Origin of the sequence: Mesorhizobium sp. B4-1-3, from assembly GCF_006439355.1 — a bacterium.
In the GTDB taxonomy this organism is placed as follows: domain Bacteria; phylum Pseudomonadota; class Alphaproteobacteria; order Rhizobiales; family Rhizobiaceae; genus Mesorhizobium.
In genome coordinates, this window is record NZ_VFTG01000002.1 from 120,511 (window position 1) to 136,243 (window position 15,733).

Here is a 15,733-nt window from a genome sequence, read left to right on the forward strand (position 1 = left end):
TCACGCCGGCTCCATGGCCTTTGGCTTTTGCAGTCTTGCCAGCTCGTCGTAGGGGATGTGGCATCGGATGGTATGTCCCGGCTGAGCCTCGGTGAGTTCCGGCTCCTGCGTTTCGCAGATTGTGCCAATCTTGCGCGGGCATCTGGTATGGAAGACGCAGCCTGTCGGCGGGTTGGCCGCGCTCGGGATATCACCGTCGAGACGAATGCGCGCGCTTTCGGTCCGGTCGAGCTTCGGCACAGCCGACAACAGCGCTTCGGTATAGGGATGATGCGGTCCGGAAAACACCGCTTCCGAGGACCCGAACTCCATGATGCGACCGAGATAGAGCACGGCGATCTTGTCGGAGAGATAGCGCACCACGCCGAGGTCATGCGAGATGAAGATGTAGGAGACATCCTGCTTCGACTGCAGGTCTGCGAGGAGATTGAGGATCGCCGCTTGCACCGAGACATCGAGCGCCGAGGTCGGCTCGTCGCACACCACGATGCGCGGATCGCCGGCGAAGGCGCGCGCGATCGCCACGCGCTGTTTCAGCCCGCCGGAGAGCTGGCGCGGCTTGACCGCGAGATGCCGGTCGGTGAGCCGCACCGAGCGGACCAGCTCTTCCAGGCGGTTGTCCAACGTCTTGCCGGTGAGCCCGCCCAGCCGCTTCAGGGCGCGGCTGAGGATATGCCGGATCGAATGCGAGCGATTGAGCGCCGAGTCCGGATTCTGGAAGACGATCTGCACCGCCTTGACCTGGTCTTCCGAGCGGCTGGCAAGCCGTGGCGCGAGCTTCTTGCCCTCGAGCTCGATCGAACCGCCGTCGTCGGGCGGGACAAGGCCGAGCAGCAGCCTCGCGAAGGTCGTCTTGCCGCTGCCGGATTCGCCGACCAGCCCAAGCGTCTCGCCGGGCCGCAGGCTCACCGAGACGTCCTTCACCGCCCGCAGCGGACGGCCGTGGCTGGCATAGGTCTTGTTGAGTCCTTCGACCTGCAGCACAGGCGGCGCCTGCTTCGGCGTGACGGCAGCGATCTCGGCCGGCGTGGCGCGCGGCAGTGACTGCGCCCTGTCGTGATAGTGGCAGCGCGACAGACGGCCCTCGCCAAGCTCATAGAGCGGCGGCGGCTCCGCGCGACAGCGTTCGGTGGCCAAAGCGCAGCGGTCGGCGAAGGCGCAGCCGACGATCGTAGCGCCGATGCCGGGCAGGAAGCCCGGGATGGTGTCGAGCCGGCCCTGGTCCTTGCGCTGGCCGCCGCGCGGCAGGCAGCGCAGCAGCGCCACCGTGTAGGGATGGCGCGGGTCGTTGAAGACGTCCCTGGTCGAGCCTTCCTCCACCAGCATGCCGGCATAGAGCACGCCGACGCGGTCGCACATGTTGGAGACGACGGCGAGATTGTGGCTGATGAACAGAATCGAAGCCGACAGCTCGCGACGCAACTGGCCGATAAGATCGAGCACTTCGGCTTCGACCGTGGCGTCGAGGCCGGTCGTCGGCTCGTCGAGGATCAGCATTGAGGGGTCGTTGGCCAGGGCCATGGCGATCGCAACGCGCTGCTGCATGCCGCCGGAAAGCTGGTGCGGATAGCGCTGCATGACGCTGGCCGGATCGGAGATGCGCACCCGGTTCAGCATGGCGAGCGCCTTGTCTTCGGCCGCCTGTCCGGTGACGCCGGTAAGCTCGAAGATCTCGGTCAGCTGGCGACCGATGCGCAGCGACGGGTTCAGCGCCTTGCCGGGATCCTGGTAGACCATCGAAACGCTGTCCGCGCGGGCGCGCCGCAGCGCCTCCGCATCGAGCTTCATGACATCCTTGCCGTCGAGCGCGATCGAGCCGCCGGTGATGGAGCCGTTGCGCGGCAGATAGCGCACCACCGAAAGCGCGACGGTGGATTTGCCGCAGCCGGATTCGCCGACCAGCCCATAGGCCTCGCCGGCCTTGATGGTCAGGTTGACATTGCGCAGCACCGCCCGGTTGCGGCGGCCGACGCGATAGGCGACCGAAAGCTCCTTCAGCTCAAGTGCGTTGGTTGCTTGCCTGGGGTCAGTCATTGAACGCTCCATGCACGCCGTCGGCCACAAGGTTGACGCCGATCACCAGCGAGGCGATGGCGAGCGCATCGAACAGCACCGTCCACCAGAAGCCGCCGCCGATCATGCCGTAATTGGAGGAGATCGACAGGCCCCAGTCGGGCGAGGGCGGCTGAATGCCGAAGCCCATGAAGGAGAGCGTGGCGACCGCGAAGATCGCGTAGCCCAGCCGCACCGTCGTCTCGACCAGGATCGGCGGGATGACATTGGGCAGGATCTCGACGAACATCGTGTGCAGCGCGCCTTCGTGGCGCAGCTTCGCCGCGGCCACATAGTCGAGCTCGCGTTCGGCCAGCACCGCCGAGCGCACGGTGCGGGCGATGATCGGCGCGAAGCTCAGGCCGATGACGACGATGACGGTGATCTTCGAGGTGCCGAGCGCGACGATGGCGAGCAGCGCGATGATCACCACCGGGATCGCCATGAAGGCTTCGAGCACGCGGCTGACGATGTCGTCGACGATGCCGCGGAAATAGCCGATGACGAGGCCGAGCGCGGTGCCGGCGATTGTGGCGAGGATTGTCGCCAGCGGCGCCACGGTAAGGATGTCGCGCGAGCCGATAATGACGCGCGAGAAGACGTCGCGGCCGAGCTGGTCCGTGCCGAACCAGTGATCGGCCGCTGGTGGCGTGAGTGCGTTGATGATGTCGCTCGCCAGCGGGTCATAGGGGACGAAGTGCTGGCCGAATAGCGCGCAGACGATCCAGAAGACGACGATGCCGAGCCCGGTCAGGAAGGTGCCGGACCTGGAGAGCGAATGCAGCACCTCGCCCCAGGGACTGCGCTCTGCGGTGTCGGGGGGCGGCAGGCTGACGGGAGAGTCGGTAGCGCTCATTGCTCTGCTCCCAGCCGGATGCGCGGATTGAGAACGGAATAGAGGAAGTCGGCGATCAAGGTCGCCACCGCATAGACGATGCCGATGGTGAGGATGCCGGCCTCCAGCATCGGAAAATCCTTGCCGCGCGCGGCGGTGAAGATCAGCGAGCCGATGCCCTGGTAGCGGAACAGCGTCTCGATCACGACCAGGCCGCCGATCAGATAGCCGGTCTGAGTGGCGATCACGGTGATGGTCGGCAGCAGCGCGTTGCGCAGCACATGGCGCCAGATCACGGTGCGCCAGCGGAGGCCTTTCAGCACCGCGGTGCGCGTGTAGTCGGAATCGAGCGCCTCGATCATGCCGGAGCGCGCCATGCGCGCGATATAGCCGAACAGCACCAGAAACAGCGGCAGCGAGGGCAGGATGAGATAATAAATTTGGGTGAGGATGCCTGCGCCCTTCGGCCAGGCGGCGGCGATCGGCAGCCAGCGCAGCCACACCCCGAAGATCAAGATCAGGATGATGCCGGTGACAAACTCCGGCAGCACCGTGACCGACAGGCCGCCGAGGCTGATGATGCGGTCGAGCGGCCGGTTGACATTGAGCGCGGCGATCACGCCGCCGAGAATGCCGATCGGCACCACCAGCACGAAGGCGACCAGCGCCAGCTTCATCGAATTGCCCAAGGCATCGACGACGAAGGGCGCGACCGGCGCGCGGAACACATAAGACGTGCCCATGTCGCCATGAAGAAAGTTCCAGATCCAGCTTCCGTATTGGACGAGCAGCGGCCGGTCGACGCCGAGCGAATGGTTCAGCGCATCGACCGCGCGCTGGTCGGCGAAGGGGCCCAGGATGGCCCGCCCGACATTGCCCGGCAGCACCTGGCCGCCGAGGAATACCATGACGCTGAGCAGGAATAGCGTGATGAGCGACAGAGCCAGGCGCCGGGTGAGGAAGGAGAGGATGGCGAATACTCCTGTTGGAGCCGGCTCTCGGAAAAGAGAGCCGGCTGTTGGAGGATTGTTCTTCTCTCCCGCCTAGGCTTTCGACGCCTTCTCGAGGAATAACTGCGACATGGCCGTGGGCTGCACGCCGGCCACGCCCTTCGCCGTCGCCGTCAGGTAGTCGTAGAAATACCCGAAGATCACCGGCGTTTCCTCGAGCAGCAGCTTCTGGATCTTGCCTGCGGTGGCCTTCTGCGCCTCGAGGTCGAGGGCCGCGATATAGCTCGCCGCCATCTGGTCGTAGTCCTTGTTCTTGAAGTGGGCGGCATTCCAGGTGCCGTCGCTCTTCAAGGGTGCCGCCAGATAGACGTTGGGCACGCCGCGATGGCCGTAATCGGTGATGCCCATCGCCGAATCCAGCCAGTTCGACTTGCCGAACACGGCATCGCCATAATAGGCGCTCTGGTCCAGGATGTTGAGCTCGAGCTCGATGCCGATTTCCTTGACCCAGTTCTGGATGAGCTGGGCGTATTCCGGGATTTCCAGATAGCGCTCGGTGGTGAGCGTCATCTTGAAGCCCTTGCCGGCGCCCGCCGCTTCCATCAGTTGCTTGGCCTGGGCGATGTCCTGCTTGCGTTGCGGCACGCTGGTGTCCGTCGAAGGGTAGACAGGAGCGAATGGGCTATCGTTGCCGAGTGCCGAGCGCCCCTTCATCAGGCCGGCGGCGAGTTTTTCACGGTCGAGGCAGAGCGCGATGGCGCGGCGCACGCGCGCGTCCTTGGTCGGGCCCTCGTCGCAATGCATATGAAGCTGCTGATGCGCGGACGACTTCAGGCTGATGACGTCGACATTCGGATCGTTCAGCACCGCGACGCCCGCCAGCACCGGCATCTGGTTGATGATGTCGATCTGGCCGCCTTGCAGTGCCAGGATCTGCGGCTGGATGTCGGTGAAGAAGGTGAATTCCGTGCGGTCCGGCAGGGCCTTTTCACCCCAGTAGTCGTCGTTGCGCACGAAGGAGGCGCCGACCTTGGGCGTGTACTTCTCCAGCTTGAACGGCCCGGTGCCGTCGAAGCTCTGCTCGTAGCCGCCCTTGTAGCTCGCCGGGATGATGACGGCGTTGTAATTGTCGGACGACAGCATGTAGGGGAAGTTGCCGTTCGGCGCATCGAGGTGGAATTCGACGGTGTAGTCGTCGACCTTCTTCGAGGCGCCCTTTTGCAGGATGCCGGTGAACACCGACAGCGCGTTGGACGAGTTGGCCGGATCGGCGAGGCGGTCGATGCTGGCCACAACGTCTTCAGCCTTCATCTCGCCGCCCGAGTGGAATTTCACGCCCTTGCGCAGCTTGAAGGTCCACACCGTGCCGTCGGTGTTGGGCGACCAGCTTTCCGCCAGCGCCGGCTTCAGCACCAGGTCAGGGCCATCGACGCACAGGAACTCGGCCACCTGCTGCATCACCACGAGGCCGCCGGCGTCGGCGATGGTGACCGGATCGATCGCCGCGGCCGGCACGCTGCTGCCGACGCGGATTGTGGCGCCAGGCGCGCCGGCGCGCGCGAGCGAGGGCGCCGCGCCGAAGCCGGCCGCCATGCCGATGCGGCCGAGCAGCGGCAGCGACAGGCCGAGCAGGCTGCCGTGACGCACGAACTCGCGGCGGCTGATGCGGCCGTCGATCAGGCCGTCGATGAGGTGGTTTTCGAGTGGCGTGCGGCCGCGCCGCAGCAGATCGAGAATGCGGTAGTTCTTGCGCATGGGTCCAGGCCCTTTCCCCTTGTTGTGGTTGGCAGGTGCATTCCAGCTGACGAGTTCCGTGGAGTTCTCCTGTTCCAGGGCCTCATCAGTATCGGTCGATATACAGTAGCACGCAGTTCCGACCGGTCCATCCGCTCGTTGGGACGGAAAAGTCAGATTTTCTTGATGAATTGTCTGTCGGCCAGGCGACTTGTGGCCGCCTTTTTCCAGATAAGTCCTGCTAGCTTTTCGACATCCTCCTAATTCAGCGGCAGTCTGCGGTAAGTCCCGGGCTTTTCCGGGTCGTGATATTTGTTGCAGGGGCCGTTCTCGACGAAATCGCGATGGCAGGCGGCAAGCCGCTCCTGCGACAGCGTGACCCCGAGGCCATGGCCTTCGGGCACCGGCACAACATTGTTTCTCGGCGAAAACGGACCTTCCTCGATGATGTCCATCGGCTGCATGCGAAACAGCGATTGGTTGGGCTCCCGGATCCAGCCAAGCGCGGCGCACAGATGCAGGTAACAGGCGCTTCCGATGCCGGTGTCGCCGCTGTAGCACCAGTAATCGATGCCGGCATGTTCGCAGGCGCCGACGAAGCGCAGCATGCGGTTGATGCCGCCATGCGCCGTCGGGTTGCCGACGAAGGCGTCCGGCACCTTCAGCGCCATGGCGCGCGCGATGTCGATATTGTGGGTCGAGAACGGGATTGATGTATGCCGACGCAGTTCGCGCATCTCCTCGATGGTCGCCACCGGGTCCTCCCAATTGCGCACGCCAAGCTCTTCCAGCGGCCGCGCCAATTGCCCGGCGGTAGCCAGCGAATAGGCCTGGTTCGAATCGATGCGGATCATGGCGCCGTCGCCGAGCCTGTTGCGGATCAGCTCGACCATTTTCATCGACACTTTCGGATCATGCGTCGAGAATTTGCCTTCGAAGAAGGTGGTGCCGTGGCGCTCGTGGAGCTCGACGCAGTAGTCGGCGACTTCTTCCGGCGTCTTCTCGCCCTTCACCCTGGCGCCATCGCCGCGCAGCGAGAAATAATCGGTGAAGGGGATCTCCTTGCGCACCGCGCCGCCGAGCAATTGGTAAAGCGGCTGCTTCCACGCCTTGCCCCGCAGGTCCCACAGCGCCATCTCGATGGCGCCGAAGGCCATGATGCGGGTACGGTCGTTGATCGACTGCACGCCGCTCCAGAAGGGCAGGCAGACTTCCTCCGCGCCAGCGATGTCGAAGGCATCGCGGCCAACGAACCTCGGCGCCAGCACGTCGTCGATGATGGCCGCTGCGCCCGGCGTCGGCGCCTCGCCGATGCCGACCAGCCCGTCCTCGGTCTCGACCTCGACGATGGTCGGCGAGAAGCCGTCGAGCTCGCCGAAGACCCAGACGTAAGGCGCTTCCAGCCTGTAATTGATCGGTGTCGCCTTGACGCGCCTGATCTTCATGTCAGCCGATCTCGAAGAAAGGCTTGCCGAGCAGGCCAGGGTCGACATCAATGCCAAGGCCGGGGCCGTCGGGAACGCCCATATGGCTGCCGGTCACCGGCGGTGCGTTCCTGGCCGTGCGCACCGTCACCCATTCGTGGAAGGCGATGGCGTGCAGCCGGCGCTCCGCCGGCGTCGACAGCGACAGGTGCGCCATGGCGGCGGTGTCGATCTCGGCGCCGCCCGTGTCCTCGACCGTGACCATGAAGCCGAGATCGACGGCGACGTCACGGATCAGCCGGGTCTGCGTCACGCCGCCCAGCCGCGAGACCTTCAGCGTCAATCCGTCGGCGGCACCTCGGCGGTGGATTTCCAGCATCTCGCCGAGCGACGTGACGGATTCGTCCATCACCATCGGCTTGTCGAGCATGCGCCGCACCGACATGTTCTCATCCAGCGTCGTGCAGGGCTGTTCGAACGTGTAGTCGATGCCGCGCGTGGCGTCGGCGAACTGCCGCGCCTGATAGGGCGTCCAGCCGGCATTGGCGTCGCAGAAGATCACCGTGCCCTTCGGCACGGCGGCAGCCACCGTCATCACGCGCTCGATGTCATCATGCACATTGCCGCCGACCTTGACCTGCAGGCGGCGGCAGCCTCCGGAAATAATCCGCTTGGCCAAAGCCGCCATCTGATCGAGCGTGCCGTGGGTGACGACCCGGTAGGTCTCCGCCGTGTCGCTCTCGCGACCGCCGAGCATGGTCACCAGCGGCACGTTGGCCGCGCGTGCGGCGAGATCCCAGCACGCCATGTCGAGCGCCGACTTGATATAGGGATGGCCCTTGAACACCGTGTCCATCAGCCGGCCGATGCCGGCCAACCCACGCGGATCCTGGCCAATGAGGTGCGGCGCGATTTCCGGCACGCCCGCGCGTGCTCCCGCCGGGAACGCGGCCGAGTAGAAATTGCCGAGCGGCGCCATCTCGCCCCAGCCGGTCACGCCGCTGTCCGACGTGATGGCGACGATCACCGCGTCGAAGCAGTCGGCGACGCGCCCCTTCGACATGCGGTAGGGCCCGTCCACGAAGGGCTGGACCACGTGATAGGCCTTGATGCTCTTGATCTTCACTTTGCCGTCCGTCTGTCAGTTCTTCGACGCGCGCCTTTCGAGGCCGCGCGCATAGGCGAGAAGCTCCTCGAAATCGAGGTCGATATGCTCGCGCGCATGGCGCTGGGCGGCGCGCATGTCCGAGCCCTTGAGCAGGGCGACGTAAGTCTCATGTACGTCCTCGGCCGGCACCGGTTCGTTGCGCGCGCGCTGATGCAGGGCGAAGTACATCTGCAGCCGGCTGGTCAGCCGCTGCCAGGTCTCGAGCAGCACCGAATTGTCGGCCCATTCATAGATCAGCCCATGCAATTGCAGCGCCGTCTCGATCTGGCGCGTGGTGTCCTTTGCCCGTGTCGCCTGCTTTACCGCTTCATGGCGGCGGTCCAATTCGTCGAAGAAGCGCTGGTCGCGCTGCGGCCAGGCAAGTTCGATGGCGAATTCATCGAGCACCTTGTTGAGCGAATAGGCATCGATGATGTCCTTCGCGGTGACGTCGACGACGAAGGTTCCGGCATAGGGAATGCCGGTCAGGATGCCTTCCTGCACCAGCTCACGCATCGCCTCGCGCAGCGGCGCGCGGCTCACCCGCATTTGTTCGGAAATCCTGAGCTCGTTGAGCTTCTGTCCTGGCTCCAACTGTCCGGTCAGGATGGCGCGCCTGAGCAGGGCGACGATCTCCGCCCTGCGCGTCGTATCCGCGATCGGAGCGAAATCCAGCTTTGCCATAGGTCGACTCCGGAGGGGAATTTCCGCAAGATAATCAGATTGTCGACAATCTAACAAGAGCCTTCTAATCGAGATCGGGGGGCTGCTGAGACTGTTTCGAAATTCGCTCTCGCGAGTCATGTGGTGGTGATTTCGAGAACCGGAGCGGACATTTGGGTCCGTGAGCACCGGAAGCGCAGAAAGCGCTGCCAGATGGCCGCCAGAGTAGAATTTCCAAGCAGTCTCAGGCCGCGCGACCGTAGAAGCCGATCCGCTCCTCGTCGGTGAACATCACGCCGGGGCGTTCGTAGTAGGAGAACACCGCGATCATGCGTTCGCGATTGCCCTCGACGGTGGTGACTCGATGCGCGGTGTTCTTGCCTCGGAACACGTTGAGCGTTCCGGGCTTGATGCGCAGGATTTTTGCCTCCGGATCGCGCCCCTCGAGCAGCCTAGCCACGCCGTCATAGTTCGGGTCGCTGTCCGAGCGAAGGTTGGTGCGGTATTCGAAATCGCCGCCGCGCTCCGGCGCCTGCAGCAAAAGCGTCGTAGTGAATTCCGAGCGGTCGAAATGCCAGTTGAGCGCTTCGCCGGCGCGGTAGCCCATGACATTGGCGCGGGCCAGCGGATCCTGCATGACGTAAAGGTGCGGCTTGTCCATCGTCGCCGCCAGGAACCGCACCAGCGGTTCGTACTCATAGATCGAAAGAACGGTGCTGCCTGGGATCTGATCGGCGCAGACCGTGTGGCTGATCGTCTCCACCTTGCGCAACGCCGGATGTTCGGGGGCGAGTTCCGGGATAGACGGCTTGAAATAGATGTTGTGCATGCGCTTATGGACATGCGAGCGCGTGTCCATCACCGGCCGTATTTCGGCGACGGCCTTCTCGGCGATGCCGGGGCGCAGGAACTCCTCGAGGTTGAACATGCCGCTTGCCGCGAGCGCGGCCTTGGACTCGTCCACCAACCGCTGCCATTCGGCGCTGCCTTCACGGTCGAGCGGGTAGCGGTCCAGGTCGAGAATGGTTTCGATCATAGCGTCCTCCGAAAACTGGAGGTACTACACGCCAAGGAAATCTTTGCGGCAACGTGGAAAATTGTTAGGCTTCCTCAAGAAAAACTTTCGAGGCAAACATGGACAAGCTGCCGCCTTTGAACGCGATGAGAACCTTCGAGGTGGCGGCCCGCGCTGGCAGCTTCACGCTTGCCGCCAGCGAGCTCGGTGTCTCGTCGGCAGCGGTCAGCCAGCAGATACGCAACCTGGAAGACTGGTTCGGCAAGCAGCTCTTCGTGCGCAACGGCAACCGCATCACGCTGACCGATGCCGGCCACGCCATCTATCCGCAGACGGCGCATGCGCTGGCCGAGATCGCGGCGGTCGGCCGGCGCATGCTGGAAGGCGGCTTGCGCACGCGCCTCGTCGTGAGCGTGCCGTTCTCGCTTGCCGAGCTTTGGCTGGCGCCGCGATTGGCCGTGCTGCTCGACGGCTTTCCGCAAATGGCGATCGATGTCCGGGTCGAGGACGATCCTGTCGACGTCGTACGCCAGAACATCGACTTGCGCATAAGCTACGGCGATTATCATTATCCGGCGCTGAAGATGGTGCGGCTCGTCCATGACGAGGTGCTGCCGGTGGCGTCGCCCGACTTCTGGCAGCGCTACGGCAACGGAGCCGCCAGCCTGGCCGATTTGCATGAGAGCCATTTCATCCACACCAACTGGGGCCCCAACTACGCCTCGCATCCGAGCTGGGCGGACTGGTTCGCCGCCGCCGGCGGCAACCGCGCGCCCGACCCGTCGCATGGCCGCCGCGTCGGCCTCTCCAGTCTGGCGATCGGCGCCGCACGGCTGGGGCTGGGGATAGCTCTGGGGCAGAAGGCGATGGCGAATGCCGATCTCGAAGCCGGCCGATTGATCGCGCTGTCCTCGGTCTCCGTCCGCCTGGGCCAGCTCTATTGCGCCTTCATGCTGCCGGCCAAGGTCGAGAGGGCGGATGTTGCGGGGCTGGTCGAACTGCTTGCAGGCAATTCGGCGAAGCCGCACGCAGAGCCCGCGTAGGAGAGCCGTCTGAAACCCCATAAGAAAACGGCGCCCTCGACGTGGGTGTCGAGGGCGCCGTCGGACCGGAAACTGATGGGGGTTATCAGCTGGCCGGTTTCTGTTGCGGCAAGGGAGAAACCGGCATTCCGGGTCCGATCTTCTGCAGATTGCCCGTGATCACCTGGTCGGTCTCGGAGATGCCGGAGGTCACGGAAATCAGGTCGCCGTCGGTGGGTCCAAGCGACACCAGCTTCTGGTCGACGGTGTTGCCCTTGCCGATGACATAGAGGTACTTGCCGAGCTGGCTGGAACCGAGCGCCACCTGCGGCACCATCAGCGTGTTGGGCTGCTCCTTCACATGCAGCCGCACCCGCACATACTGTCCAGGCAGCAGCGTGAACTTGGCGTTGCCGATCGTGGCGCGCGCCGTGATCGTGCCGGTCGAATGGTCGATCGTGTTGTCGATGAAGGTGAGCTCGCCCTTCTGGCTGGGCTTGGTCTCGCCGGGCAACAGCACGTCGACGGCGATCGGACCGTTGACTTTCGCCTGCTCGATCTGCACGAGGTCGGTTTCGCTCGGATTGAAGGTCACATAGATCGGGTCGAGCTGCACCAGCGTGTTGAGCACCGTGCCGGCGACGCTGACCAGCGTGCCGACCGAGGCCTGGTTGCGGCCGATGCGTCCGGAGAACGGCGCCTTGATCTCGGCATAGCCGAGATTGAGCTCGGCCGTCCGCACGGCCGCCTGGTCGACGGCGAGGGCGGCCTGCGCCGTGCGCAGATTGCTGGTGCGCTGGTCGAAACTATCCTTGTCGAGATAGCCGGCCTTGGCGAGGTCGGTGCCGCGGCCGAGATTGGACTTTGCATAGTCGAGCGTCGCGGTATCGCGCTGCACCTGCGCCTTCGCCTGGTCGAGCGCGGCCTGATAGTCGTCGGGCGCGATACGGTAGAGCAGGTCGCCCTGCTTGACGTCGCTGCCGTCGGCAGCCGTCTGCTCCTGTAGATAGCCTGGCACGCGCGCCTGCAGCGTGATGCTGCGGATCGGCTCGACCCGCGCGGCGTAGTCGAGATAGATCGGCAGCGTCTTCTTCACGACATTCACCACCGGCACCGGCATGACGAAGGCTGCTGGCGCGGGTGCGGCGCCCGCCGTGCTGCTATGCAGGCCGAAATTGCCCATGTCGAGCAGGTGCACACTGGCCACCGAGATTGCGCCGAGCGCAACGGCCGTTCCCAAAGCGATTTTCCATCTACGCATTTTGGTCTCCAATCCTATTCGGCCGCCTGGGCGAGCGGCTGAAGCGCCGGCTCGGCGGTCGGTTCGATTTCTTTTGGCTGAGGGGCGTCGTGGTGTCCCTTGGCTGGTTCCTTTTCGCCGCGGCGCTCGCGCAGCTGTTCGATCACCGCGTAGAAGACGGGCACGAAGACCAGCGACAGGATGGTCGCCGCCACCATGCCGCCGAAGACGGTGGTGCCGATCGACTGCCGGCTGGCCGCGCCCGCGCCTGTCGCGAACATCAGCGGCAGCACGCCGAGGATGAATGCGAAGGCGGTCATCAGGATCGGCCGCAGCCTGAGCCTTGCCGCTTCCATCGCCGCCTCGACGATGCTGAGGCCTTCCTCGCGCCGACGTCTGGCGAACTCGACGATCAGGATCGCGTTCTTCGCCGCCAGGCCGATCAGCATGACGAAGCCGATCTGCGAGTAGACGTCTATCTGCATGCCGCGCAGCAGGAGCACGACGAAGGCGCCGAACAGAGCGAGCGGCACGGCAAGCAGCACCATGAAGGGCATCGCCCAGCTTTCATACTGCGCCGCCAGGATCAGGAAGACGAAGACGATCGCCAGCCCGAACACGACCGACGCGATCGATCCTGCCTTGAGTTCCTGGAAGGTGATGCCGGTCCATTCGTAGCCGAAGTCGCGCGGCAGCACGTTGGCCGCCGCCCGCTCCATGGCCGCCACCGCCTGTCCGGACGAGAAGCCGGGAGCAGCGCCGCCGTTGATCAGGGCCGAGGCATTGTTGTTGTAATGCGGCACGGTCTCCGGTCCGACGATCGGCACCAATTTGCCCAGCGTGCTTAGCGGCACCATGCCGCCGGATGCATTGCGCACATAGAGCCTGGAGATGTCGGTCGCGTCGGCGCGCGCGTCCTTGTCGGCCTGGATGGTCACGCGGAAGGTGCGGCCGAACAGGTTGAAGTCGTTGACGTAGAGCGAGCCGAGATAGATCTGCAGCGTGTTGAAGACGTCAGGCAGGTTGAGGCCGAGCAGCTTCGCCTTGCTGCGGTCGAGGTCGTAGTTGAACTGCGGCGTCGAAGTCGAGAAGGACGAGAACAGCTGCTGCGGGTTGAGCTCCGGCTGCTTGCGCGCCTCGGCGATCAGCGCCTGCGTGACGTCGTTCAGCGCAGCGCTGCCGCGGCCCGACAGGTCCTCAACCTGGAACTCGAAGCCGCCGGTGGTGCCGATACCCGGGATCGAAGGCGGATCGAAGGAGAGCGCGAACGCATCCGGCATTTGCAGAAGCTTGCCGCGCACCTGCTCGACCAGCTTCGAGGCGCTCTGGTCAGGACCGCGTTCGTCCCATGGCTTCAGGATCGCGAACTCCACCGCGGAATTCGACTGCGCGGCGCTGGTGAGGAAGTTCAGGCCGCTGATCGAGCCGACGATGTCGACGCCGGGCGTGTTCTGCAGGATATCGCGCGCCCTCTGCGCCACCGCGTCGGTGCGCTCCAATGAAGCGCCGTCCGGCAGCTGGATGACGACGAAGAAATAGCCCTGGTCCTCGACCGGCAGAAAGGTCGAGGGCAATTTCTGCCAGACGAAATAGGTGGCGACGAGACCGGCCGCGAACAGGCCCAGCATGATCCAGCGCAGCTTGATCAGGATGCGCACTCCATGGGCATAGGCATGCGACAGCCAGTCGAAGCCGGCGTTGAACCAGCGGAACAGCACGAACTGGGTTTCGCCGCGATGGCGCAGGAACGCAGCGCTCAGCGCGGGCGACAGCGTCAGCGAGTTGAAGGCCGAGATGCCGACCGAGATCGCGACGGTCAAGGCGAACTGGTTGTAGAGCCGACCCGAAACGCCCGGGATGAAGGCGACGGGGACGAACACCGCCATCAGCACCGCTGTTGTGGCGATGATCGGTCCCGTCACCTCGGCCATCGCCGCGCGCGTCGCGGCCAGCGGCTTGAGCCCGGCCTCGAGCTGTCGCTCGACGTTCTCGACCACGACGATCGCGTCGTCGACGACGAGGCCGATCGCCAGCACCATGCCGAGCAGCGAGAGCATGTTGAGCGAGAAGCCCAGCATGTACATCACCGCCAGCGTAGCGATCAGCGAGACGGGAATGGCGATGGTCGGGATGATGGTGGTGCGCCAGCTCTGGAGGAAGATGAACACCACCGCCACGACCAGCACCAGCGCTTCGCCGAGCGTGATCAGCACGTCATGCATCGAGGCCGACACGAAGCGCGTCGTGTCGTAATGCATGGCGTAGCTGACGCCCTTCGGGAAGCGCTGCGACAGCTCCTGCATCTTGTCCTTGACCCGCTGCTGCAGGTCGAGCGCGTTGGAGCCGGGCATCTGGTAGACGGCCAGAACCACTGTGGGGTCCTTGCCGAAGAAGGCGGATGACGAATATTGCAGCGCGCCGAGTTCGATGCGGGCGACGTCGCGCAGCCGCACAAGCGAGCCGTTCTGCGAATTGGCGCGCACGACGATATCGCCGAATTCCTTCGGGTCGCTCAGGCGGCCGACGGCATTGACCTGCATCTCGAAGGCGGTGCCGGCCGGCGCCGGCGACTGACCGATCTTGCCGGCCGCCACCTGCACGTTCTGCTCGGCGATGGCGTTCTGCACGTCGACGGCGGTGATGCCGAGATTGGACAGCTTGTCCGGATCGAGCCAGACGCGCATCGAATAGCGGCGCTCGCCGAAGATCTGCACGTCGCCGACGCCGGGCAGGCGCTTCAGCGGATCGACCACCTGCAAATAGGCAAGGTTGCTCAGCGCTACCGGATCGACGGAGCCGTCCGGCGAGGTGAGATCGACGATCAGCACGAAATTGGGGTTCTGCTTCTTGATCGTCACGCCGCCCTGGTTGACGATGGCCGGCAGGGAGGACGCCGCTTGGCTGACGCGATTCTGCACGTCGACCGCCGCCGTGCTCAGCGGATAGCCGACATCGAAGGTGATGGTGATGGTGGACGAGCCGTCATTCGAGCTCGTCGACGACATGTAGGTCATACCCTGCACGCCGTTGATCTGCTGCTCGAGCGGCGTGGTGACCGTATCGGCCACGACCTGCGCGCTGGCGCCCGGGTAGTGTGCGCTGACCACGACCTGCGGCGGCGTGATGTCGGGGAACTGCGAGACCGGCAACAGGAAATAGGCGATCGCGCCGGCGAGCACCATGATGATGGCGATCGCCGACGCGAAGATCGGGCGGTGGATGAAGAAGTTCACCATGATGCGGACGCCTCGCCGAACGGTTTTGCGAAATGGCGCAGGCGCCGGGCCCGGCCGGAACCGGAATCCTGCAGGAAGGATGGCAGGACTTCATCGTCCTGCGCCTGTTCCGCCGCGCGCTGGCGCAGCAGCCGTTCGAAGGCTTTGGGGTCTATTCCGTCAGCCTTCATGACCAGCCGGATCATTGGATCCCGGATGGCTTCGTCGATCGTCAGGTCTTTGCGCTTTTGCATAGGAGCGGCTCCTTGCTCGGCCCGCATCGCATGATCACGGGCCGCTTTTTTCTCGTTCTTCACCGGCCGAAGCCGCATGACAGGCAGATTTTGCGTCCTATCTCACTCTGGCAGGGCTATCGGAGGGCCTTGTCGTTTGACGGCGAGTGATATAGGTGTTACCAGTAAGTAACATGCTGGAA

At 64.5% G+C, this 15,733-nt stretch carries 12 protein-coding genes; 1 reads left to right on the top strand and 11 read right to left on the bottom strand.

The genetic code is table 11. From position 1 onward, the window contains the following. The 8 genes from FJW06_RS03475 to FJW06_RS03510 form a co-directional block, all read right to left on the bottom strand. Entirely contained in the window at nt 1-2,034 is a 2,034-nt protein-coding gene (locus tag FJW06_RS03475; protein ID WP_140748000.1) for an ABC transporter ATP-binding protein, read from the bottom strand. Continuing rightward, nucleotides 2,027-2,908 (bottom strand): ABC transporter permease, encoded by an 882-nt coding sequence (locus FJW06_RS03480; RefSeq protein ID WP_140748002.1) that lies wholly within the window; start codon nt 2,906-2,908, stop codon nt 2,027-2,029. The genes FJW06_RS03475 and FJW06_RS03480 overlap by 8 nt, the downstream gene beginning before the upstream one ends. Beyond that, nucleotides 2,905-3,858 carry an ABC transporter permease gene (locus FJW06_RS03485; protein ID WP_140748004.1) on the bottom strand — a complete coding sequence of 318 codons (954 nt, stop codon included), beginning with the start codon at nt 3,856-3,858 and terminating at the stop codon, nt 2,905-2,907. The genes FJW06_RS03480 and FJW06_RS03485 overlap by 4 nt, the downstream gene beginning before the upstream one ends. A gap of 72 nt (nt 3,859-3,930) precedes the next feature. Continuing rightward, nucleotides 3,931-5,592 (bottom strand): ABC transporter substrate-binding protein, encoded by a 1,662-nt coding sequence (locus FJW06_RS03490; protein WP_140748006.1) that lies wholly within the window; start codon nt 5,590-5,592, stop codon nt 3,931-3,933. Nucleotides 5,593-5,831: 239 nt separating this feature from the next. Further along, nucleotides 5,832-7,016: a mandelate racemase/muconate lactonizing enzyme family protein gene (locus FJW06_RS03495; RefSeq protein WP_140748008.1), complete on the bottom strand. Its 1,185-nt coding sequence runs from the start codon at nt 7,014-7,016 to the stop codon at nt 5,832-5,834. A gap of 1 nt (nt 7,017) precedes the next feature. Next, nucleotides 7,018-8,121, bottom strand: a complete 1,104-nt coding sequence (locus FJW06_RS03500; protein ID WP_140748010.1) for a mandelate racemase/muconate lactonizing enzyme family protein — start codon at nt 8,119-8,121, stop codon at nt 7,018-7,020. A 15-nt stretch (nt 8,122-8,136) separates the two neighbouring features. After that, a complete protein-coding gene (locus tag FJW06_RS03505) occupies nt 8,137-8,826 on the bottom strand; it encodes a GntR family transcriptional regulator (RefSeq protein ID WP_140748012.1) in 690 nt (229 codons plus the stop codon). Between the two features lie 223 nt (nt 8,827-9,049). Then, nucleotides 9,050-9,841 carry a 2OG-Fe(II) oxygenase gene (locus FJW06_RS03510; protein ID WP_246674513.1) on the bottom strand — a complete coding sequence of 264 codons (792 nt, stop codon included), beginning with the start codon at nt 9,839-9,841 and terminating at the stop codon, nt 9,050-9,052. Nucleotides 9,842-9,939: 98 nt separating this feature from the next. On the opposite strand from FJW06_RS03510, the gene FJW06_RS03515 reads away from it, so the two are divergent. Then, nucleotides 9,940-10,863 carry a LysR substrate-binding domain-containing protein gene (locus FJW06_RS03515; RefSeq protein WP_140748014.1) on the top strand — a complete coding sequence of 308 codons (924 nt, stop codon included), beginning with the start codon at nt 9,940-9,942 and terminating at the stop codon, nt 10,861-10,863. A gap of 85 nt (nt 10,864-10,948) precedes the next feature. Here the strand turns inward: FJW06_RS03515 and FJW06_RS03520 are convergent, their stop codons facing one another. The 3 genes from FJW06_RS03520 to FJW06_RS03530 are packed head-to-tail and all read right to left on the bottom strand — an operon-like array spanning nt 10,949 to nt 15,614. Beyond that, nucleotides 10,949-12,103: an efflux RND transporter periplasmic adaptor subunit gene (locus tag FJW06_RS03520; protein ID WP_140748016.1), complete on the bottom strand. Its 1,155-nt coding sequence runs from the start codon at nt 12,101-12,103 to the stop codon at nt 10,949-10,951. A 14-nt stretch (nt 12,104-12,117) separates the two neighbouring features. Further along, nucleotides 12,118-15,318 (bottom strand): multidrug efflux RND transporter permease subunit, encoded by a 3,201-nt coding sequence (locus FJW06_RS03525; RefSeq protein WP_140748018.1) that lies wholly within the window; start codon nt 15,316-15,318, stop codon nt 12,118-12,120. Further along, nucleotides 15,312-15,614 carry a hypothetical protein gene (locus FJW06_RS03530; RefSeq protein WP_246674514.1) on the bottom strand — a complete coding sequence of 101 codons (303 nt, stop codon included), beginning with the start codon at nt 15,612-15,614 and terminating at the stop codon, nt 15,312-15,314. Before FJW06_RS03530 ends, FJW06_RS03525 begins: the two co-directional genes overlap by 7 nt. Nucleotides 15,615-15,733: the final 119 nt, after the last annotated feature.